The sequence below is a fragment of the Sphingomonas sp. MMS24-J13 genome, assembly GCF_044905095.1.
Taxonomy (GTDB): Bacteria; Pseudomonadota; Alphaproteobacteria; order Sphingomonadales; family Sphingomonadaceae; genus Sphingomonas_I.
On the sequence record NZ_CP173258.1, the window covers coordinates 3,961,520 to 3,982,500 of the forward strand.

Annotated in this window: 22 protein-coding genes and 1 tRNA gene; 13 read left to right on the forward strand and 10 right to left on the reverse strand. The window is 65.7% G+C overall.

From position 1 onward, the window contains the following. Nucleotides 1-94 precede the first annotated feature (94 nt). On the forward strand, nucleotides 95-853 hold the full coding sequence (locus AB4Z44_RS18160) for an NAD(P)-dependent oxidoreductase (protein WP_404711081.1): 759 nt from the start codon (nucleotides 95-97) through the stop codon (nucleotides 851-853). Then, complete coding sequence (locus AB4Z44_RS18165; protein WP_404711082.1) at nucleotides 854-1,816, forward strand: zinc transporter ZntB; 963 nt, start codon at nucleotides 854-856, stop codon at nucleotides 1,814-1,816. A gap of 8 nt (nucleotides 1,817-1,824) precedes the next feature. Here the strand turns inward: AB4Z44_RS18165 and AB4Z44_RS18170 are convergent, their stop codons facing one another. The 5 genes from AB4Z44_RS18170 to AB4Z44_RS18190 form a co-directional block, all read right to left on the reverse strand. Then, nucleotides 1,825-3,060 carry a NupC/NupG family nucleoside CNT transporter gene (locus tag AB4Z44_RS18170; RefSeq protein WP_404711083.1) on the reverse strand — a complete coding sequence of 412 codons (1,236 nt, stop codon included), beginning with the start codon at nucleotides 3,058-3,060 and terminating at the stop codon, nucleotides 1,825-1,827. Nucleotides 3,061-3,131: 71 nt separating this feature from the next. Continuing rightward, the gene (locus AB4Z44_RS18175) at nucleotides 3,132-3,845 is read right to left on the reverse strand and encodes a dienelactone hydrolase family protein (protein WP_404711084.1); all 714 of its coding nucleotides are present in this window, start codon (nucleotides 3,843-3,845) and stop codon (nucleotides 3,132-3,134) included. 156 nt (nucleotides 3,846-4,001) lie between these two features. Then, nucleotides 4,002-6,116, reverse strand: a complete 2,115-nt coding sequence (locus AB4Z44_RS18180; protein WP_404711085.1) for a sodium-translocating pyrophosphatase — start codon at nucleotides 6,114-6,116, stop codon at nucleotides 4,002-4,004. A 115-nt stretch (nucleotides 6,117-6,231) separates the two neighbouring features. Further along, complete coding sequence (gene thiL / locus AB4Z44_RS18185; protein ID WP_404711086.1) at nucleotides 6,232-7,128, reverse strand: thiamine-phosphate kinase; 897 nt, start codon at nucleotides 7,126-7,128, stop codon at nucleotides 6,232-6,234. 104 nt (nucleotides 7,129-7,232) lie between these two features. Then, complete coding sequence (locus AB4Z44_RS18190; RefSeq protein ID WP_404711087.1) at nucleotides 7,233-7,826, reverse strand: J domain-containing protein; 594 nt, start codon at nucleotides 7,824-7,826, stop codon at nucleotides 7,233-7,235. A 38-nt stretch (nucleotides 7,827-7,864) separates the two neighbouring features. On the opposite strand from AB4Z44_RS18190, the gene AB4Z44_RS18195 reads away from it, so the two are divergent. The 3 genes from AB4Z44_RS18195 to AB4Z44_RS18205 are packed head-to-tail and all read left to right on the forward strand — an operon-like array spanning nucleotide 7,865 to nucleotide 9,311. Beyond that, a complete protein-coding gene (locus AB4Z44_RS18195) occupies nucleotides 7,865-8,152 on the forward strand; it encodes a BolA family protein (protein ID WP_404711088.1) in 288 nt (95 codons plus the stop codon). Continuing rightward, a complete protein-coding gene (locus AB4Z44_RS18200; protein ID WP_404711089.1) occupies nucleotides 8,149-8,604 on the forward strand; it encodes an NUDIX hydrolase in 456 nt (151 codons plus the stop codon). The genes AB4Z44_RS18195 and AB4Z44_RS18200 overlap by 4 nt, the downstream gene beginning before the upstream one ends. After that, the gene (locus tag AB4Z44_RS18205; RefSeq protein ID WP_404711090.1) at nucleotides 8,601-9,311 is read left to right on the forward strand and encodes a glutathione S-transferase; all 711 of its coding nucleotides are present in this window, start codon (nucleotides 8,601-8,603) and stop codon (nucleotides 9,309-9,311) included. The genes AB4Z44_RS18200 and AB4Z44_RS18205 overlap by 4 nt, the downstream gene beginning before the upstream one ends. A 12-nt stretch (nucleotides 9,312-9,323) precedes the next feature. Here the strand turns inward: AB4Z44_RS18205 and AB4Z44_RS18210 are convergent, their stop codons facing one another. Beyond that, the gene (locus AB4Z44_RS18210) at nucleotides 9,324-10,688 is read right to left on the reverse strand and encodes a hypothetical protein (RefSeq protein WP_404711091.1); all 1,365 of its coding nucleotides are present in this window, start codon (nucleotides 10,686-10,688) and stop codon (nucleotides 9,324-9,326) included. A 144-nt stretch (nucleotides 10,689-10,832) separates the two neighbouring features. Here AB4Z44_RS18210 and AB4Z44_RS18215 point away from each other — a divergent pair, with 144 nt between their 5' ends. Next, a complete protein-coding gene (locus tag AB4Z44_RS18215; protein ID WP_404711092.1) occupies nucleotides 10,833-11,372 on the forward strand; it encodes a peroxiredoxin in 540 nt (179 codons plus the stop codon). A 4-nt stretch (nucleotides 11,373-11,376) separates the two neighbouring features. Beyond that, on the forward strand, nucleotides 11,377-11,805 hold the full coding sequence (locus AB4Z44_RS18220; protein WP_404711093.1) for a cupin domain-containing protein: 429 nt from the start codon (nucleotides 11,377-11,379) through the stop codon (nucleotides 11,803-11,805). A gap of 153 nt (nucleotides 11,806-11,958) precedes the next feature. Here the strand turns inward: AB4Z44_RS18220 and AB4Z44_RS18225 are convergent, their stop codons facing one another. Next, nucleotides 11,959-13,050 carry an alkene reductase gene (locus AB4Z44_RS18225; protein ID WP_404711094.1) on the reverse strand — a complete coding sequence of 364 codons (1,092 nt, stop codon included), beginning with the start codon at nucleotides 13,048-13,050 and terminating at the stop codon, nucleotides 11,959-11,961. Between the two features lie 119 nt (nucleotides 13,051-13,169). On the opposite strand from AB4Z44_RS18225, the gene AB4Z44_RS18230 reads away from it, so the two are divergent. Further along, on the forward strand, nucleotides 13,170-13,805 hold the full coding sequence (locus AB4Z44_RS18230; RefSeq protein ID WP_404711095.1) for a glutathione S-transferase family protein: 636 nt from the start codon (nucleotides 13,170-13,172) through the stop codon (nucleotides 13,803-13,805). 31 nt (nucleotides 13,806-13,836) lie between these two features. Here AB4Z44_RS18230 and secF read toward each other — a convergent pair whose 3' ends face one another. The 3 genes from secF to yajC are packed head-to-tail and all read right to left on the reverse strand — an operon-like array spanning nucleotide 13,837 to nucleotide 16,774. Then, the gene (gene secF / locus AB4Z44_RS18235; RefSeq protein ID WP_404711096.1) at nucleotides 13,837-14,802 is read right to left on the reverse strand and encodes a protein translocase subunit SecF; all 966 of its coding nucleotides are present in this window, start codon (nucleotides 14,800-14,802) and stop codon (nucleotides 13,837-13,839) included. An 18-nt stretch (nucleotides 14,803-14,820) separates the two neighbouring features. Beyond that, nucleotides 14,821-16,419, reverse strand: a complete 1,599-nt coding sequence (gene secD / locus AB4Z44_RS18240; RefSeq protein WP_404711097.1) for a protein translocase subunit SecD — start codon at nucleotides 16,417-16,419, stop codon at nucleotides 14,821-14,823. Between the two features lie 13 nt (nucleotides 16,420-16,432). After that, entirely contained in the window at nucleotides 16,433-16,774 is a 342-nt protein-coding gene (gene yajC / locus AB4Z44_RS18245; RefSeq protein ID WP_404711098.1) for a preprotein translocase subunit YajC, read from the reverse strand. A 148-nt stretch (nucleotides 16,775-16,922) separates the two neighbouring features. On the opposite strand from yajC, the gene AB4Z44_RS18250 reads away from it, so the two are divergent. The 5 genes from AB4Z44_RS18250 (at nucleotide 16,923) to prmC (ending at nucleotide 20,743) form a co-directional block, all read left to right on the forward strand. Continuing rightward, nucleotides 16,923-16,999 (forward strand) — tRNA-Pro (locus AB4Z44_RS18250). A 93-nt stretch (nucleotides 17,000-17,092) separates the two neighbouring features. Next, complete coding sequence (hisS, locus tag AB4Z44_RS18255; protein WP_404711099.1) at nucleotides 17,093-18,403, forward strand: histidine--tRNA ligase; 1,311 nt, start codon at nucleotides 17,093-17,095, stop codon at nucleotides 18,401-18,403. Continuing rightward, complete coding sequence (gene prfA, locus AB4Z44_RS18260; protein ID WP_404711100.1) at nucleotides 18,400-19,482, forward strand: peptide chain release factor 1; 1,083 nt, start codon at nucleotides 18,400-18,402, stop codon at nucleotides 19,480-19,482. Before hisS ends, prfA begins: the two co-directional genes overlap by 4 nt. A gap of 44 nt (nucleotides 19,483-19,526) precedes the next feature. Next, nucleotides 19,527-19,928 (forward strand): hypothetical protein, encoded by a 402-nt coding sequence (locus AB4Z44_RS18265; RefSeq protein ID WP_404711101.1) that lies wholly within the window; start codon nucleotides 19,527-19,529, stop codon nucleotides 19,926-19,928. An 8-nt stretch (nucleotides 19,929-19,936) separates the two neighbouring features. Continuing rightward, on the forward strand, nucleotides 19,937-20,743 hold the full coding sequence (gene prmC / locus AB4Z44_RS18270; RefSeq protein WP_404711102.1) for a peptide chain release factor N(5)-glutamine methyltransferase: 807 nt from the start codon (nucleotides 19,937-19,939) through the stop codon (nucleotides 20,741-20,743). The last annotated feature ends 238 nt before the right edge of the window (nucleotides 20,744-20,981 follow it).

The window sequence follows — 20,981 nt, forward strand, 5'->3', positions numbered from 1 at the left end:
CATGCTGAACTTGTTTCAGCATCCACCAGGCAATTTGCACGGACAGTGCGGCACGCCCGGTGGACCCTGAAACAAGTTCGGGGTGACGGCCCTCATGCATAGTCTCCCACTCTTCATCCGCCTCACCGGGCGCCCGGTCATCCTCCTCGGCGACGGCTACATGGCCGACGCCAAGGCGCGCCTGCTCGTGCGGGCCGGGGCGGACATCGTCGGCGAGGACGCGCAAGCCGCCATCGCGGTCGTCGCCATCATGGAAGCGCCCGAAGCCGAAGCCGCCGTCGCCCGGCTCAAGGCGCGGGGTATCCTCGTCAATGCGGTCGACCGGCCCGATCTGTCGGATTTCACCTTTCCCGCGATCGTCGATCGCGATCCGGTGCTGATCGCGATCGGCACCGGTGGCGCTTCGGCCGGGCTGGCGGCGGCGTTGCGCCAGCGGCTGGAGGCGGTGCTGCCTGCCGGCTTGGGGCGGGTTGCCAGCGCGCTTTACGCCGCAAGGGCGTATTTCCGGCAGCATTTTCCCGCGCTCGACGATCGCCGCCGCGCTATCGCCGATCTGCTCGCCGCCGGCGGTGCGCTCGATCCGATGGTCGAGCAGGCCGATCCGCACGCTGCGATCGCCGGTGCGCGTGCGGCGGAGGATCGGATCGAACGCCTGACGATCGGTTCGGCCGATCCAGACGATCTCACGTTGCGCGCCGCCCGATTGCTGGGCCTGACGGATCGAATCTACCACACGCCCGATATGCCCGCCGCGATCCTCGATCGTGCGCGGGGCGATGCGGTCCGGATCGTCGGCGCGGCGCCGGCGTCGCCCGAGCCCGGTCTCACACTCGAGCTGATCTGGAAATCCTGAGTGAACCGCTTTGCCATCGAACTGAAGGACGACGGCAAGGGGCACGATGTCGATGCCGCCGAGGCGTGTGCCTATCGCGAGACACCCGCGAAATTCGTTCGGGTCCATCTCGACGGGCGCGAGCAGGAGACGCTGGGCTGGCTACAGGCGCATGCCGGCGTCCCGACCACGGTGATCTATGCGCTGACTGCGACCGAAACCCGCCCGCGCAGCGAGGCGATCGAGGATGGTGCGCTGATCAACCTGCGCGGGCCGGCGGAGGGCGATATCGAGGGCGACAAGCTCGTCTCGATTCGCGCCTGGGTCGAACATGGCCGCGCCATCACCGTCACCTTCCGCCACCTCGGCGGGCTCGACGATCTCAAGGCGCAGATGGAGCGAGGCGCCATCAAGGATCCGGGCGATCTGATCTCGCACCTCGCGATGACGATCACCAAGCGGCTCGATCCGATCATCACCGATCTGGGCGACGAGGTCGATGCGTGCGAGACCTCGATCGAGCCCGCAAATGCGTTCGAAACACGCCGCAAGATCGCGGCCGCGCGCTCCGACGCGATCGTCTATCGCCGCTTCGTCGCGCCCCAGCGCGAGGCGCTGGCCCATCTCGCCGAACTCGAATGCGACTGGCTGGAGGATGATGACCGCCTCCATCTGCGCGAGGCGGCCGATCGCTTCGCGCGCATGACCGAGGAACTGGAGGCGGTGCGCGAACGATCCGCGCTGATCCACGAGCAACTGACCGACCTCAGATCAGAGCAGATCGAGAACCGCGCGCTGCTCCTCTCGATCGTCGCCCTGGTCTTCCTGCCGCTGACCTTCCTGACCGGCCTGCTCGGCATGAATGTCGAAGGGATTCCCGGTGCGCATGAACCATGGGCCTTTGCCGCGGTATGCGGCGTATGCGTGGTGATCGCGATCGGCATCACCGGGTGGTTCGTCGCGGCGCGGTGGTTCAAGGGCTGATCGTCGGATCAGCCTATCAGCATTCCCGCCAGCGCCGCCGACATCAGGTTCGCGAGACTTCCCGCCAGCAGGGCCTTCAGTCCCAACTTTGCGATCATCGGCCGCTGGTTGGGTGCCAGCCCGCCGGTCACCGCCATCTGGATCGCGATCGAGGAGAAATTGGCGAAGCCGCATAGCGCGAACGTCACGACCGCCTGGCTATGCGGATCGAGCGCCGCGCCAAGTTTCTCGAAATGGATGTAGGCGACGAATTCGTTGAGCACGATCTTCTCGCCGAACAGGCCGCCGGCAATGCTCGCCTGATCCCACGGGATGCTGAGCAGATACATGATCGGCGCGAACACATATCCCAGCAGGCTCTGGAAGGTCAGGTTGGCGATCCCGAACCAATGACCGATGCCGGAAAGAAGACCGTTCGCCAGCGCGACCAGTCCGACGAAGGCGAACACCATCGCGCCGACCATCACCGCCAACCGTACGCCGAGTTGCGCACCCTGTGCGGCCGCCATGATCACGTTGGCAGGCTTGTCGTCCTCGTCGCCATGGCTGGTGTCGACCATCTCGGTGATCGGCAATTTTGCCTGATTGGGATCGTCGGGCATGATCAGCTTGGCCATCAGGATCGCGCCGGGCGCGGACATGAAGCTCGCCGCGAGCAGATATTCGATGCGGATGCCCATCGAGGCATACGCTGCCAGGATCGTGCCCGCGACCCCCGCCATGCCGCTGACCATCACCTGGAACAGCTGCGCCGGCCGGAGCGCGGCGAGATAAGGCCGGATCACCAAGGGCGATTCGGACTGGCCGACGAAGATGTTGGCGGCGGCGCACAAGGCCTCGACCTTGCTGATCCCGATCACCCATTCGATCGCGCCACCCACCCAGCGCACGATCCGCTGCATGATACCGAGATAATAGAGGATCGAGACCAGGCTCGCGAAGAAGATGATCACGGGCAGCGCCTGGAGCGCGAAATTCGCGCCGAGCGGCGATGCGGCGAACGGCCCGAACAGGAAGGCGGTGCCCTCGGCCGCATAACCGAGCAGATTGCCGACCCCGGTTGCCATATGCTGGATCGCATCGCGCCCGGCGGGCACATAGAGCACCAGCACCGCGATGCCGGCCTGCAGCGCGAAGGCGGCGCCGACGATTCTGAGCCTGATCCACCGCCGGTTGGACGAGAGCGCGACGGCGATCGCGAGAATGACGATCATCGCGATCAGGCTAAGCAAGCGGCTGGTCATGAGCGCCGGAAAATCCCCACCGTAAAAAGGGGACGATACACGCTGCTGCGGCGAGGGCTAGAGCGTTCGGGTCAGCCGGTCGGGCCGAACAGCTCCTCGAGGAAATCGATCAGCGATCGCCAGCTGCGTCGGTCCGCGGACGGGCTGTACATCGTCTCGCGTGCCGGGTTGGTGAAGCCGTGGACGGTGTGGCCATAAGCATGGATCTGCCAGTCCACCCCGGCATCGGTCATTTCCTTGGCCAGCGCGAGCACCGTTTCGGGCGGATCGAGCGGATCATTCCAGCCGTGCAGCACCAGCACCTTCGCCTTGATCGCTTCGTTGGCGAAAGGCGGCGCATCGTAGAGCCCGTGGAAGCTCGCCACGCCGGCAACGTCCGCGCCGCTTCGGGCGAGATCGAGCACGCATTTGCCGCCGAAGCAGAAGCCGATCGCGGCGACCTTGGCAGGATCCGCAGGCGCATCCACGCCGAGCGCCACCTCCAGCGATGCGCGCAGTCGATCGCGCAGCAAGGACCGATCGTCGTTGAGCACGGCCATGGCCGTGCCCGCTTCATCGAAATTGGCGGGCCGATTTTCGATCCCATAGAGATCGATCGCGACGGCGACGTAGCCGGCCGCGGCGAGCTTGCGCGCTTTGTCCTCCTCGAACGCCGTGCGTCCCATGAAGGTGCCCGCGATCAGGACGATCGGTCTGGGCGCATCGCTCGCATCGTCCCACGCGGCGAAGGCCTCGAACGTGACGCCCTTATGCTGGTGGCGCAGCGTCTGGGATACAATCGGCATGGGTCGTCTCCGCGAATCTTCTTCGACGACCCTGCACGCTTCGGCCGCGCATTTGAACCATCCGCGCCGGGCAAGACCGAGTCGTGGTTTTGTGGAGATCAAAAAGGGGGCGGTGGACCGCGGTCCACCGCCCCCTTCTTCAGGCCGACGTCTCGCTTAGCCGACGTGTGCCGCTAATGCGGCCAGCAGCAACAACGCCACGATGTTGGTGATCTTGATCATCGGGTTCACCGCCGGGCCGGCCGTATCCTTGTAGGGATCGCCGACCGTGTCGCCGGTCACCGCCGCCTTGTGCGCATCGCTGCCTTTGCCGCCATGATTGCCGTCCTCGATATATTTCTTGGCATTGTCCCACGCGCCGCCGCCCGAGGTCATCGAGATGGCGACGAACAGTCCCGAGACGATCACGCCCAGCAGGAGCGCGCCGAGGCTGGCGAACCCGTTCTGCTGGCCCGCGACCGCCGTCACTACGAAATAGACGACCACCGGCGCGAGCACCGGCAGCAGCGACGGGATGATCATCTCCTTGATCGCCGCCTTGGTGACCAGATCGACCGTGCGGGCGTAGTTGGGGCGGCTGGTGCCCTCCATGATGCCGGGGTTCGAGCGGAACTGCTCACGCACGTCGACCACCACGGCGCCCGCCGCGCGGCCGACTGCGGTCATGCCGAACGCGCCGAACGTGAAGGGCAGCAAGGCACCGAGCAGAAGCCCGACGATGACGTAAGGGTTTTCGAGCGAGAAATTGACATTGAGCGAGGGGAAGAACTCCTTGAGGTCCGCCGTATAAGCGCCGAACAGAACCAGTGCGGCCAGCGCCGCCGATCCGATCGCATAGCCCTTGGTCACCGCCTTGGTGGTGTTGCCGACCGCGTCGAGCGCATCGGTCTTCACGCGCACCTCGTGCTCGAGCCCCGCCATTTCGGCGATGCCGCCGGCATTGTCGGTCACCGGGCCGTAAGCGTCGAGCGCCACCACCATGCCGGCAAGCGACAGCATCGCGGTCGCGCCGAAGGCGAGCCCGATCACGCCGGCGACCTGGTAGGCTGCGACCACCGCGATCACGATCACGATCGTCGGGGCGGCGGTCGATTCGAGGCTGATCGCGAGGCCCTGAATCACGTTGGTGCCGTGGCCGGTGACGCTCGCCTGTGCGATCGATTTGACCGGGCGATAATTGGTGCCGGTATAATATTCGGTGATCCAAACCAAGGCGCCGGTGACCGCCAGGCCGATCAGCGAACACCAGAAAAGATCGATGCCGGCGATGTCCTTCGGCGCCGCGCGCCCCACCAGGTCGATCGAAAACAGGACACGGTGGAGATCCCCCAGCGCGAATTGCATCGCGAAGTAGATCGCCGGGACGCCCAGGATCGCCGAGGTCAGGAAGCCCTTGTACAGCGCGCCCATGATCGATCCGCCGCCGAGGCGCACCATGTAGGTGCCGATGATCGAGGTGATGATGCATACGCCGCCCATCAACAAGGGCAGGCTCATCAGCGCGAGCACGTCGGCCGATTTCACGAACAAGGCGATCGACACCATCGTCACGCCGAGCGTCACGACATAGGTTTCGAACAGGTCGGCCGCCATGCCGGCACAATCGCCGACATTGTCGCCGACATTGTCCGCGATCACGGCCGGGTTGCGTGGGTCATCCTCCGGAATGCCGGCCTCGACCTTGCCGACCAGATCGGCACCGACGTCGGCCGCTTTCGTGAAGATGCCACCGCCGAGACGGGCGAAGATCGAGATGAGCGAGGCGCCGAAGCTCAATGCGACCAATGCATTGATGACCGGACGATCGGCCGGGGCGTGGCCGGCAATGCCGACCAGATAATAGAAGAATACCGAGATCGCGAGCAAACCGAGGCCGGCCACCAGCATGCCGGTGATCGCGCCCGATCGGAACGCGGTGGTGAGCCCAGCCTGGAGCGACTGGCGCGCCGCTTCCGCGGTGCGGACGTTCGCCTTGACCGAAATATTCATGCCGACAAAGCCGGTCGCGCCCGACAATATGGCGCCGATCAGGAAGCCGACCGCGGAGATCGCGCCGAGGAAGTAGAAGACGAGCGCGACGACGACCAGGCCGACGATGCCGATCGTGGTGTATTGGCGGTTGAGATAGGCGCGGGCACCTTCTTGGATCGCCGCGGCAATGTCTTGCATACGCTGGTTGCCAGCGGGCTGTTTGAGCACCTGCGCGGCGGTCACGATACCGTACAGGACTGCTAACAGTCCGCACGCAATGGATAGTTCCACGATCAACATGGTCTTCCAGACTCCCCACTCTATTCAACCGCCTCGTTGGACGGCGTTGTTTGGGTCAGTCTTAGGGCGACGCGAAGGGCACGGCAAGTAAAGGCGATTTCGGCTCGTCTTCGGCTCAGTCGTTATTGTGTTCGTAGCCCAGAGCAGAGGGCAGGCCGATCGGGATGCCGCGATCGAACAGCGTGAGACCGCTTCCTACGATGCCTCGCCCGATCGCCGTTACAGGGGCGAGGCCCGGTGGGAGGGTCAGGCCCGCCGGCCCCGCAAACAGCAATTCGTAATCATCCCCGGCGGTCACCGCTGCCATAGGCGTACCGACGACCGGCACCGTATCGAGATCGATCGCGATGCCGATCCCGCTCGCCTGCGCCATGCGCTGGGCATCGATCAGCAGCCCGTCGGAAATGTCGGCCATCGCATGGACCGACGGCGCAAGCGCCTGTCCCTCGGCCAGGCGCGGCGTCGGCCGTCGATAGGCCGCGAGCCAGCCCTCCGCATCCGGACGCTCGCCCCTGGCCACGGCGAGGCCGAGCCCGGCCGCACCTATTCTGCCGGTGACGTAGAGCGTGTCGCCCGCTTTCGCCCCGCAGCGGGCGGGCGCTTGCCCCGGTTTGGTTTCGCCGATCGCGGTCAGCCCCAGATGGCGCGGGCCGGCGCCCGATACGGTGTCCCCGCCGAGTAACGGCACCTCGAATGCCATAAGGACCGCCTTCAGCCCCTCGGCAAAGGCGGCATCCCATACGGCATCGCCCAGCGGGAAGCCGAGCAGGACTCCGAGCGGCTTGGCGCCTTTGGCGGCCAGATCGGAGAGGTTTACGGCCACCAGCTTCCACGCCACATCCTGCGGCGGATCGCCGGGCAGATAGTGGATGCCCTCGACGATCATGTCGTGCGTCAGCACGATATCGCGATCGCCGAGCGAGAGGACGGCGGCATCGTCCTTCAGCCCGCGCGCAGCGGGATGTGTCGCGAAGGCTGCGAGCCGGGCAATGAAGTCGCCTTCGCGAGACATGCACTTCCATTTCCGTTCGTCCCGAGCGAAGTCGAGGGACGTTCCGCGCCAGCGTGTCTCGACTTCGCTCGACACGAACGGGGACCTCTAGCCCTGCAGTGTCCTCATGCGAAGGCCGGCGCGCCCTTCAGTCGCTGATAGGCGCCGATCACGTCGCTCAGCCTCTTCTCGAAGCTGCGGTCGCCGCCGTTGCGATCGGGGTGATATTGGCGGACCAGTTCCGAATAACGCTGGCGCAGCGCGCGCCGATCGACGTCGATCTCCAGCCCGAGCAGTTTCAGATCTTTCCGGTTCTCGCCTGACAGCGGCCTGCCGTCCTTGCGGTCTTCCTGGTGCAAACGCTGGAAGCGCGCCTGGATCGCGTCGAGCGGATCGATGAAGTCGGCCCAGCGCGGCGGGCGATCCGCGCTGCCGGTGAAGGCGCGGGTCTCGCGTTCCCAGCCGGCATAAGGCCGCTGCTGCGCCTGGATTTCCTCGGCGCTCATGCCGTTGAAGAAATTGTAGCGGCTGTTGAATTCGCGGACATGGTCGAGGCACAGCCAGCGCCAGTCGCCCGGGCCGTTGAAATTCGATCGGGCACCGTCCTCGGGCGGCGCGCGGAATTCGCCATGCGCGTCGCATCCCGGCTCACTGCACGGGCGCTCGCCCGGCACGCGACCGTGGAATTTCGTCTGTCTCGGCTTGGCGTCGTCAGCCACTCTGTCGCGTCTCCCTCAAACCATTCTATATAAGCCGCATGACGCAAACTCCCACCGGGCCGGTCGCGGTCGAAATCGAAAATCGGCTGCGCGCCGCCTTGTCCCCCGAACGGCTCGCCGTGATCGACGACAGCGCCAAGCATGCCGGCCATGCCGGTCATGATGCGCGTGGCGAGAGCCATTTCACCGTCGAGATCAGCGCCGCTGCCTTCGCCGGCCAGTCGCGGGTCGCCCGCCAGCGCATGGTCAATAGCGCGCTGGCCGATCTGCTGCGCGATCGCGTCCACGCGCTCGCGATCAAGGCGCGCGCGCCCGGCGAGGCATGATCCGGCGCGAACGGCCGGCAGCGCGGCTGCTGGTGCTCGATCCCGAAGACCGGATCCTGTTGTTTCGATTCACCCCGCCGAACGGGCCGGCCTTCTGGGCGACGCCGGGCGGCGCGGTCGATCCCGGCGAGAGCTACGTCGAGGCCGGCATGCGCGAACTGCGCGAAGAGACCGGCATCGTCGCCGCTGTGGGCGACGAGGTCGCACGACGGCGGGTCGAATTCGTGACGCTGGAAGGCGATCCCGTCACCGCCGACGAACGCTATTTCCTGATCCGCGTCGACGACTGCAAGATTTCCAGCGACGGCTATACCGATCTCGAGCGGCGCATGATGACCGAGCATCGCTGGTGGAACCGGAGCGATCTGATCGCGTCTTCCGAGATCATCTATCCCGAGGATATCGTCGCGCTGGTCGAACGCGTCGCCTCCGGTCGACGAGGTGCCTTATGAGTTATGATCTCTGGTATTGGCCGGGTATTCCGGGGCGCGGCGAGTTCGTGCGGCTCGCGCTCGAGGCGGGCGGCATCCCCTATCACGATCGTGCGATGGAGGCCGGCGAGGACGGCATGAGCGCGATCGGCGACGATATCGATCGCGATCGCAAAACCCCACCCTTCGCGCCGCCCTATCTGGTCGCCGGCACATTGACGATCGCCCAGACCGCCAACATCCTGCTCTATCTCGGCGAAAAGCATGGATTGGCGCCGCAGGACGTGGCCGGCCGGCTTTGGGTCAACCAATGCCAGCTTACCATTGCCGACATGGTTACGGAGGCGCACGACACCCATCATCCGATCGCGTCGGGCGCCTATTATGAGGAGCAGAAGCCCGAGGCGAAGAAGCGCTCGGCGGATTTCCGCGAAACCCGCATGCCGAGATACCTGACCTATTTCGAACAGGCGCTGGCGAAGCAGGGCGATTGGCTGGCGGGCGACACCTGGAGCTATGCCGATCTGTCGCTGTTCCATCTGATCGAAGGGCTGCGCTTCGCATTCCCCAAGCGGATGGAGACGCTGGAGAAGGATACCCGCCGGCTGGTGAAGCTGCACGATGCCGTGGCGGAGATACCCCGGATCAAGGCCTATCTGGCAAGCGATCGGCGGCAGGCCTTCTCCAACGGCATTTTCCGCCATTATCCGGAGCTGGATGCGGCGTGAAAACGGATGGAGTTATTCCTCCCGCTTCGAGATCACGAACATCTCGTCATTGAACCACAGGCCGCGGTGCCGGCGCAGCACCGCGCGGGTCGCGTCGAGATAGGCCTCCTCGCGCATCGCCGCCGCCAGCCGCGGATCCTCGATCTGGGCAACGTAAGTCGCCGCGTTCCACGCGGCGAACAGTGTCGAGATGGGGATTTTCGCATCGCCCGGATCGGTCTCGGTCGGCAGCGCGTGCATGTCGTAGCGGAAGATGGCGCGCGACGGCGGCAGCGCATGGAAGCGATAATCGGCCGCCGCCGCTCCTAATTGGCGCCGCGTCTCGCGCAGCAACTGGTGGCGCTCGTGCTGGAACGGGTCCTCGTCGGGCCATATCGTGCGCACGATCTCCATGCCAGGATCATGGCCATAGCCCTGCACGCCGAGCAGCCGCCCGCCGGGCCCCAGCGCGCGGGTCAGCGGCGCGATGATGCGGCCGGCCTTGAAGGCCAGCGACGCTTGCGCGCTCCACGCATGGCTGACGAGGATCAGGTCGAAATCGGCGCGCGCCATACCGGCCTTTGGCAGCAATGGCTCGATCAGGAAGCGCTGGTCGGCACGATAGATCAGCAAGGCGGTCGGTTGGAGGTAGATCGGATTGCCGCTCCGCTCGCTGATCCGCGCCTGCCAATTCTGCGCCAGGAACGGCGTGAGCGCTTCGATCTGCGCCTCGAATTCGCCCGCCGACTCGCCGGTCAGCGCCACTTCATGCCACACCAGCGGCACATCGGACCGTTCGGGCTTCAGCCAGGGCGCCTCGCGATAGCGCAAATTGGTCACCGCCAGCAGGGTTGCGGGGTGCTCCTGGAAGCGGTCGTGCATCTTGTCGAGCGTGAGGCGGACATTCTCCATGCTCACCTCCTGCGCGACCGCATAGATCGGGGCGGACGGATGGCGGCGGTGGATACCGCGCAGCATGCGGGCGAGCGCGGTGCCGTCGCCGGCACCACCGTCGAAGATTCGGATCGCGGGCGGCTTGAGATGGGCACGCTCCAGCTCGTCCAGCGCGAGATCGGCGATCACCTGCTTCTCGGACGAGGTGCCGACGAACATCTGATATTTCTGGCGATTGTCGAAGAACCGGAAGGCATGTTCGGGCGGCGTATTGGGCTCGAGCCCGGGGATGGTGCCGTGCAGGGACCCCGCCGGCGCCGCGCCCTTCTCCTCGATGAAGCGGTGGACGCGCTCGATCGTCGAGCGGGTGACGCGCCCACCCTGCTCCAGCCGGCCGACCAGCTTGCCGTCATTGACCGCGAGCCGCCCGAAGGTGGTGGGCGCCACGCCGAGTTTGGCGCAGGCATCGCGCACCTGCTCCAGCAGGATTTCGGCTGCCGTCATGTCCCTCCAGTGGGCAGAACCGCTTCGCATTGCGCGAGCGGCCATGATCCCTATCGCGTCCCACCCCGCATGATCAACGTCTGTTGGAGGCGGCCGGCAAAGGCGCTACATTCGGCCGGTTCACGTCGCAGAAGGATATTCAGGATGCCGCGTCTCGCCTCGATTGCCGCCGCCGCGCTCGCGCTGGCCGCGGCGCCTTTGTCCGCCGCTCTTCCGGTCGGTGCGTCGGCCCCCGAGATCCAGACGCAGGCGAGCCTCGCCGGCAAGCCGATGCCGTTCTCGCTCAAGGCCGCGCTCAAGAAGGGACCGGTCGTGCTGTATTTCTACCCGGCCGCCTTCACCAAGGGGTGTACGATCGAGGCGCATGACTTCGCCGAGGCGACCGATGCATTCCACAAACTGGGTGCGACGGTGGTCGGCATGTCGGCCGATCCGATCGATAAGCTCAACCAGTTTTCGGTGCAGGAATGCCGCAACAAGTTCGCGGTCGGATCGGCCAGCGCCGATGTGATCAAGGCCTATGACGTCGTGCTGCCGGTCAAGCCCGATATCTCGAACCGCACCTCGTACGTGATCGCGCCCGACGGCAAGGTGATCTTCGTCTATTCGGCGCTCGATCCGGCCGGGCACGTCACCGGCACGATGGACGCCGTGAAGGCGTGGCGCGCAAAGCACCCGGCCTGAGGCGATGGAGGAAGCGCGGGCGATCATCGATCGGCTCGGGCTGATCCCGCACCCCGAAGGCGGCTGGTATCGGGAGATGTGGCGCGCCGATGCAGCCGATGGCGAGCGTGCCGGCGGCACGGCGATCCTGTTCCTGCTCGATTCCGGCGAACGATCGCATTGGCACAGGGTCGACGGCGCGGAGATCTGGTTCTGGCATGCCGGCGCGCCCTTGGTCCTGTCGACCGCGCCCGGCGATGCCGGGCCGGTTTCGGCGATCACGCTGGGCGGGAACGTGCTCGCCGGCGAGCAGGCGCAGGGCGTCGTGCCTCCGCATCACTGGCAGGCGACCGAAGCCCCGCATGGCTGGGGTTTGGTGTCATGTGTGGTCGTGCCGGGCTTCCGCTTCGAAGGCTTCACCCTCGCCGAGCCCGGCTGGGCGCCTGGCCAATAAGATCCTCCCCGACGTCTTTGTCGGGGAGGGGGACCGCCAGCCGCAGGCTGGTGGTGGAGGGGCGGCGGTCGCAGACCGCCGTCTGCGACGGCGGCCCCTCCACCATTTCTGCGAAATGGTCCCCCTCCCCGCGAAGCGGGGAGGATCTAACCGTCACGCCGCGACCTGCGCCTCGTCCCAGGTGGGGTAATCGACATACCCCTTGGCGTCGTGCGTGTAGAAGGTCGGGTAATCGGGCGCGTTGAGCGGCAGGCCCTCGATCAGCCGGCGCGGAAGATCCGGATTGGCGATGAAGGTGCGGCCGTAAGCGATCGCATCCGCCTCGCCCGCGTCCAGGCGGGCCTGCCCGGTCGCGCCGTCATAATCCGAGTTCAGCACCAGCACGCCGCCAAACGCCTTGCGGATGACGGGATGGACTGGTGCCGTATCAGGCTTGGCGAACTGGCTGTCGGGGCCCGGCTCGCGCAGTTCGAGCCAGGCGACCCCGACCTCGTCGAGCAATTTCGCCGCCGCGCCGAACAGCGCGTGCGGATCGCTGTCGTTCACGCCCTGCACTTCGCCGTTGGGCGAAAGCCGCACGCCGACCCGATCGAGCCCGATCGCCTCGCCCAGCCGGGTCGTGACTTCGCCGAGCAACCGGATGCGGTTCTCGATCGAGCCGCCATAGCGGTCGGTGCGGAAATTGGCATTGTCGCGCAGGAACTGGTCGATCAGATAGCCATTGGCGGCATGGAGCTGGACGCCGTCGAAGCCGGCCGCCCGCGCATGCTCGGCCGCGCGCGCATAATCGTCGAGCAACGTGGGAATTTCTTCGAGAGTCAGCGCGCGCGCGGGGCTGTAGGGCTTGTTACCGTCATAAGTGTGCGCGTGCGCCGGTGCCGTCGTGGCGGACGAGGAGACGGGCTGCCCCTCCATCACGCTCTCATGGCCCAGCCGGCCCATATGCCAGAGCTGCGCCACGATCTTGCCGCCGGCTTCATGCACTGCCTCGGTCACAGGCTTCCAGGCCTCGACCTGCTCGGTCGTCCACAGGCCCGGTGCGTAAGGCCAGCCGAGACCGATGCGCGAGATGCCGGTCGCCTCGCTGATGATCAGGCCGGCCGAAGCGCGTTGGCGATAATAATCGACCATGATCGGCGTCGGGACGGCGCGGTTGGAGGCACGGCCGCGCGTCAGCGGCGCCATGAAGATTCGGTTGGCCGCTTCGATCGCGCCTACGCGGATGGGATCGCTCAGTTGGGGCACATCAATCTCCCTTTGATGCTGCGGTGCAGCGTTGGACCGAATGTGGGTAGCGCCTTGCCGCGCGTCAGCCGATCGTTACTTTCGGCGCTGCAAGCCAACCTATCGGGGGGATCGTCATCATGATGCTGATCGGCCAATGCGATTCACCCTTTGTGCGTCGCGTCGCGATCACGTTGCGGCTGTACGGTCTTGCGTACGATCATGCCGCCTGGTCGACCTTCGGCGATGCGGAGAAGATCGCGGCTTATAACCCGCTCATCCGGGTACCGACGCTTGTGTTCGACGATGGCTTCGTGCTGATGGACAGCGCCGCGATCCTGGAAACGCTCGACGGCATGGTCGGGCACGACAAGGCGTTCCTCGCGCGCGCGGGAGCGGAGAAACGGATGCTGCTGCGCCTGTGCGGGCTGGCGGCGGGTGCGGCGGACAAGGGGGTAGCTCTGGTCTATGAGGGCAATCTCCGCCCCGAGCAGTTCGATCCGTGGATCGCCCGTTGCCGCAACCAGATCGCCGGCGCGCTCGGCGAAATCGAGGCCGAACGCGCGGCGCGCACGACGCCATGGCTGTTCGGCGCGACGCTGAGCCATGCCGATATCATCCTCGGCACGATGGTGCGTTTCCTCACCGAAGCGGTGCCCTACGATCTCGGGCTCGATCTTTATCCCGCGCTGGCCCTGCATGCCGCGGCGTGTGAGGACCATCCTGAATTCCAGGCGACCTACACGCCCTATTCGCTGGCGCCGCCTTCGGACTGATTCGGCCGTTCCGAGGAAGGGAATGGCGCCCTTACCGTCCGATTCGCTCCGCACTGCTGGCCGGCCCGCTCTTGGTCCGCTTGTCGGCAAAGCGCTGCGGCTGGAGCCCGAGGCTGATCAGCAGCGAGCTCGATACGTAGATCGAGCTGTATGTCCCGACGACCACGCCCAGCATCATCGCCGCGGTGAATCCACGGAGCACCGGGCCGCCGAAGACCAGCATCGCGCCGAGTGCAAGCAGCACCGTGATCGAGGTCATCACCGTGCGCGGCAGCGTCTCGTTGACCGAAAGATCGATCAAAGCGCGCATGTCCATGCTGCGATATTTGCGCATATTCTCGCGGATGCGATCGTCGATCACGATCTTGTCGTTGATCGAGTAGCTGATCACCGTCAGCACCGCGGCGACGATATTGAGATCGAACTCCATCCGCGTCAGCGCGAAGAAGCCCAATGTCATCAGCAGATCGTGCGCCACCGAGACGAAGGTCGACACCCCGAACTGCCATTCGTAACGCAGCCACGAGAATACGGCGATGCCGACCACCGCGAGCAGCACGGCGAGCAAGCCGTTGCGGATCAACTCGCCGGAAACCTTGCCCGAAACCGTCTCGGCGCGGTTGAACACCGTGCCCGGATATTTGGCCACGAGCGACGCCTGGACCTTGTTGACCAGCCGGTTGGTGGCGCCCTCGTCGGTTGCCGCGGGAAGCGGCAGGCGGATCGAGACGACATTCGGAGCGCCGAACGTCTGCAGCGCGGCATCACCGACGCCGAGATGGTCGACATCCGAGCGGACGGCGTCGAGACTGGGCGCGGTCTGGAAACGCGCCTCGATCATCACGCCGCCGACGAAGTCGACGCCAAGGTTGAGCCCACGCACGCCGACCAGCAGGGCGGCCGCGATCGTCAGCAGGGCAGTCAGCCCGAACGCCCAGTAACGCAGGCGTACGAAACCGATATTGGTGTTATCCGGAACGAGCTTGAGGAGGCGCATGATGTTTCCCTGGGCGCGTCAGATATGCAGCTCGGTCGGCCGCTTGCGGCGGATCCAGCCGGCGGTGAGCATGCGGGTGAAAGTCACGGCGGTGAACACCGACGAGCAGATGCCGATCAGCAGCACCACCGCAAAGCCCCTAATCGGGCCCGAGCCGAGCACCAGCATGATGAGGCCCGAAATGGCGTGGACGGTGTTCGCCTCGAAGATCGTGCGGCTGGCTTCCTTGTAGCCGAGCTCGATCGATTCGATGATCTTGCGGCCACGGCGGCGTTCCTCGCGGATGCGCTCGTTGATCAGCACGTTGGCGTCGACCGCGGTGCCGATCGTCAGCACGAAGCCGGCGATGCCGGGCAGGGTGAGGGTCGCATTGAGGATCGCCATCACCGCCAGGATGACGAAGATGTTCAACACCACCGCCAGGTTCGCATAGACGCCGAAGCGGCCATAGGTGACGAGCATGAACACGATCACCGCGACGCTGGCGATGATCGACGCGATCACGCCGGCATGGATCGAATCGGCGCCGAGCTGCGGCCCGACGGTGCGCTCCTCGATCACCTTGAGCGCGACCGGCAATTTGCCGGATCGCAAGGCGATGGCGAGCTGGGTGGCGCTCTCGGTGGTGAAGCTGCCGCTGATCGATGCGTTGCCGCCCAGGATCGGCTCGTTGATGTTCGGCGCCGACAGCACAGTGCCGTCGAGGATCATCGCGAACCTTTTGTTCACATTCTCCTGCGTCACCCGGGCGAATTTCTTGCCGCCCTGGCCGTTGAACTTGATGATGACGTTGGGCCGCTGATCCTGATCGTGGCCCAGCTGCGCGTCGATCAGATCGTCGCCCGAGATGATGACGCGGCGCTGCACCGCGAGCATCGGCCCGTCCGGGCTGCCCGGCGGATTGGGGACAAGCTGATCGCCGGCGGGGGCGCGGCCCTGCGCCACCAGGGCAGGGTCGGCGGCCATGTCGACCATCTTGAATTCGAGCTTGGCGGTCTTGCCGATCAGGGCCTTGAGCCCTGTCGGGTCCTGCAGACCGGGCACCTGCACCAGGATGCGATCGCTGCCCTCGCGCACGATCGTCGGCTCCCTGGTGCCGAGCGCGTCGATGCGCTTGCGCACAACCTCTGTCGCGGTCTGCATCGCCTTGTCGACCGAATCCTTCAGGCCGGCGGTGGTCGGCGTCATGACGATACGGGTCGAATCGACCACGCGCACGTCCCAGTCGCGCTGGCCGGTCACGCCGACCGCCTGGGTCTGCGCGCGCGCCTTCTCGACCGCCGCGTCGAGCTGGGCGATGTTGCGCACGAGGAAGGAAAGCTGGCCGTTCGCGGTCGAGATATCGCCGATGTCGATCGCGGGCGCCGCGCGCCGCATCTCGGTGAGGATCGTGTCCTCCATCTTCGCGATGTTCTGCTTGGCGAGATCGGCGGTATCGGCCTCGAGCAACAGATGGCTGCCGCCCGACAAATCGAGGCCGAGATTGATGCGCGGGAAGCTGCCGAGGCCGAGGCTCTTGGCCGTCGATTCGGGCATCAGGCTGGGGATGGACATCGCCACGCCGGCCAGCAGGACCAGCCAGATCGCGAAAACCTTCCAGGGGCGAAAATCGAGCATATGCCGGACGATATCAGTCGTTTGCGGGCGCGCCGCCGAGGCCGCGCACTTCGGACAGCGTGCTCTTGAGCGCGCGTACCTTGATGTTGGGCCCAAGCTCGATCTCGATTTCGTCGCCGTCCACCTTGCTGACCTTGCCGATCAGCCCGCCGCCGGTGACGACCGTGTCGCCCTTCTTGGCCGCTTCGATCCGCGCGCGCTGCGCCTTCTGCGCGCGCTGCTGCGGACGCCAGATCAGCAGGTAGAAGATGCCGATGATCAGCACCCACGGAATGGCGAGCGAAAGAAGCGATCCACCGCCCATTGCGGATGGTGCGGCGCCTGCGGCCTGAGCGAAAGCGGGGGAGGCGAACATGGGCGTCTTTGTCCGGAATAAAAAGTGAGCGGCCGCGCAAGCGAATGGGGCCGCATCGGGAAGGTGGCGCGCCTATCACGGCGGATCGAGGGGAGCAATGCCGCGCTTGCCAAGCGGCGCCGGCGCCTCTAGTGGGCCGGGCCTTGGTCGGGGCGTGGCGCAGCCTGGTAGCGCATTAGACTGGGGGTCTAAGGGTCGCAGGTTCGAATCCTGTCGCCCCGACCAGTATTCCAATATCCCCCTGAAATGGCAGAGGCACGGCGCAATCGCGCCGGACTCTCGCCTGCGCGGCGGGGATCGACTAGAGCCACCCGTTCCATGGCCAAAATCGAAACACCCAAACCCATTCGCGGCACCCAGAGCATGCTGGGCGAAGAGGCGCAGCGCTTCGCGCATGTCGTCGGCAAGTTCGACAATGTACGCAGACAATATGGCTTCAGCCGTATCGAAATGCCGGTGTTCGAGGCAACCGCGGTCTTCTCGCGCTCGCTCGGCGAGACCACCGATGTGGTCTCGAAGGAAATGTACACGTTCGAGGATCGCGGCGGTGATTCGCTCACGCTGCGCCCCGAATTCACCGCAGGCATTGCGCGCGCCTATCTAAGCGAGGGCTGGCAGCAATACGCGCCGCTCAAGGTCGCTACCCACGGGCCATTGTTCCGCTACGAGCGCCCGCAAAAGGGTCGCTTCCGTCAGTTTCACCAGCTCGATGCCGAGGTGATCGGCGCGGCCGAGCCGGCGGCGGACGTAGAATTGCTGACCTTCGCCGACCAGCTGCTACACGAACTGGGCGTCGCCGATGGTGTGACGCTCCAGCTCAACACGCTCGGCGACAGCGCGACCCGTGATGCATGGCGCCAAGCGCTTGTCGCGCACTTCGAGGGTGCGCGCGACGCTCTATCAGAAGAGAGCGTCGCGCGGCTCGACAAGAATCCGCTGCGAATCCTCGACAGCAAGGATCCGCGCGATCGTCCGATCGCCGACGCCGCGCCCGAGATCGACGCGCATATGTCGGCCGAGGCTGGCGCTTTCTTCGAAGCGGTGACCAAGGGATTGGATGCGTCGGGCGTGAAGTGGACCCGCAATGCGCGGCTCGTGCGAGGCCTCGATTATTATCGCCACACCGCCTTCGAGTTCGTGACCGATCGGCTGGGTGCACAGGGCACCGTCCTCGGCGGCGGGCGCTATGACGGGCTGATCGAAACGCTCGGCGGGTCGCACACGCCGGCGGTCGGTTGGGCAGCGGGCATCGAGCGGCTGGCGATGCTCATCGACGCTCCCTCGCCGGAGAAGCCCGAGTTCGTGGTGATCCCGATGGGGCCCGCTGCCGAAACTTTCTGCACCGGGCTCATCGCGAAATTGCGGCAGCGCCATATATATTGTGACATGGGATATCGGGGCAATCTCAAGAAACGTATGCAACGTGCCGATGCCGCCGGAGCAAGCTACGCGATCATCGTCGGTGATGACGAGATCGCCCAAGGCGAGATCATCGTGCGCAGCCTGACCACGGGCGAGCAGATGCGGCGCAAGGTTGCCGATGTGCTGTGGGGACCACGCGGTGGTCGCACCTACACTTTGGTCGCGCTGACCCAAGGTGCGGACGGGATTGCGACGCAGCCAGAATGACGACCATTCCTCTCGACCGCATCCGCCAGATCGAAGCCCGCCGTGACGAATTGCAGGCGCAGATGTCGCGCGGCGATCTGCCGGCCGATCAGTTCGTCAAATTGTCGAAGGATTATGCCGAACTCGAGCCCGTCGCCGAGGCGGCGGGCGAGGTGCGGCGGCTGCGGCAGGAGATCGACGCGCTCTCCTTCATGCTTGCGGAGGAGGATGCCGATCCCGAGCTCAAGACGATGGCGCAGGATGAGTTCACCGAACTCAAGGAGCGGCTCGAAGGGGCCGATCGCCGGCTCGCCATCGCCTTGCTGCCCAAGGACGCCGCCGACGAACGCTCGGCCATCCTCGAAATCCGGGCCGGGACCGGCGGCGACGAGGCGGCTCTGTTCGCCGGCGATCTGTTCCGGATGTATCAGCGTTATGCCGACACGCGCGGCTGGCGCGTCGAATTGATGTCGGCCTCCCCAGCCGAGATGGGCGGCTATAAGGAAGTCGTCGCCTCCATCACGGGGCCCGGCGTGTTCGCACGGCTCAAGTTCGAAAGCGGAGTCCACCGCGTCCAGCGCGTGCCGGTCACCGAGAGCGGGGGGCGTATCCACACGTCGGCCGCCACCGTCGCGGTGCTGCCCGAGGCGGAGGAGGTGGATGTCCAGATCGCCGACAAGGATCTGCGGATCGATGTCTACCGGTCGTCGGGCCCCGGCGGCCAATCGGTCAACACCACCAATTCGGCGGTGCGCATCACCCACTTGCCGAGCGGGCTGGTGGTGATCCAGCAGGACGAGAAATCGCAGCACAAGAATAAAGAGAAAGCGATGAAGGTGCTGCGCTCGCGCCTTTATGAACTGGAGCGGGAGCGGCTGGCGTCCGAACGCGCCGGCACGCGCAAGTCCATGGTCGGTTCAGGCGATCGGAGCGAGCGTATCCGCACCTACAATTTCCCGCAGGGCCGTGTGACCGACCACCGCATCAACCTGACGCTGCACCGCCTGCCCGAAATTTTGGAAGGCGGCGGGCTCGACGAGCTTCTCTCGGCGCTGATTTCCGAGGATGAAGCTGAGCGGCTCGCCCAATTGAGCGAATGATGGACGCTCCAGACATCTTCCCCGTGCCGGGGCGGATTTAGAAGGTGCTTTCTTTTCTCCTCCTGATCCAGGCGGCGACCGAGGACCCGCCGCCGCCTCCACCTCCGGCGCCGGTAGAGCAGCTGCGCCAGATCGTGGTCGATGCGATCCGTAACTGCACCAAGCCGACCGCGGGCGAGATCGTGGTCTGCGCGCCCGATCGTGGCATCGCCGAGGGCTATCGCATTCCCAAGATGGACAAGCGCTTCGCCAAGAATTTGCGCCCGAGCGGGCGGGGCGAATTGCCGGCCGCGATCGCCGGTGCGGATCTCGGCGGCACGGGGATCGGCGCCTGCTCGAAGGTCGGCGCGGTCGGCTCGACCGGTTGCTCGAAGATCGAGCTCAAGGCGTGGAGCACCGAGCAGAAGCAGAAGCGCGACTCCGACGATTTCTTTCCGCCCCGGTGAGTGCGGCCATGGTCCTTGCCGAGGCCACGCGGCGCCTGGCATCGGTCAGCGATAGCCCGCGGCTCGATGCCGAACTCTTGCTCGCGCATGCGATCGGCATCAGCCGCGAGACGCTCCTGCTGCGGCTCCGCGATCAGACCGTCCCGGCCGAATTCGAATCACTGGTCGCCCGGCGCCTCACCCACGAGCCGGTGGCTTATATCGTCGGGCATCGCGATTTCTGGACGATCGAACTGGCGGTCGGCCCTGATGTCCTCATCCCGCGCCCCGATAGCGAAACCTTGATCGAGGCTGCAGTCCGCCATTTCGGCAACAAGGGGCCGCGCGCCGTGCTCGATCTCGGCACCGGATCGGGCGCTCTGCTGCTCGCCGCGCTGGACGAATGGCCGAATGCGACGGGGGTGGGGATCGATGCCAGCGCAGCCGCGGTGGCGGTCGCACGCGCCAATGCCGATCGGCTCGGCATGTCCGGCCGCGCCGAGATCCGGCAGGGGGGATGGAAGGAAGCCTCGGTCGGAAGGTTCGATCTCGTCCTGTGCAATCCGCCCTATATCGGCGAAGACGAGCCGCTGCCGATCGATGTCGTGCGGTTCGAGCCCGCCTCGGCCTTGTTCGCAGGCAAGGATGGACTCGACGATTACCGGACCCTGGCATCCTTGCTTCGCCTGCCGCCTGACGGGATCGCATGCTTCGAGATCGGTTCATCGCAGGCCGCTGCGGTCTCGGCCCTGTTTCGCGAGCGCTATTTCCGGACGACCATCAAGCGGGACCTCGCCGGCCGCGACCGTTGCGTGATTGTCGTGCCCGAAACATGATTTCCCTTGGAATCCGCTGAGCGAGCTACTACATTGCGGGCAGGGACGGGGTATTGCCAGGACATGTTCGGCAACGACCCCGCGCTCAAACCCCCTTTGGCTGGGCCGCCATATCATGGCGTGTCCCCGGAACAGGAGCTCGCGGTTCGCCCGGGGCTCGCGGATAGCGCGGTATTTCACCGCTGCAATTCGCGGAGCGGTTTGATCCATCATGTTCCCGGACGATGGGGTCCGGATG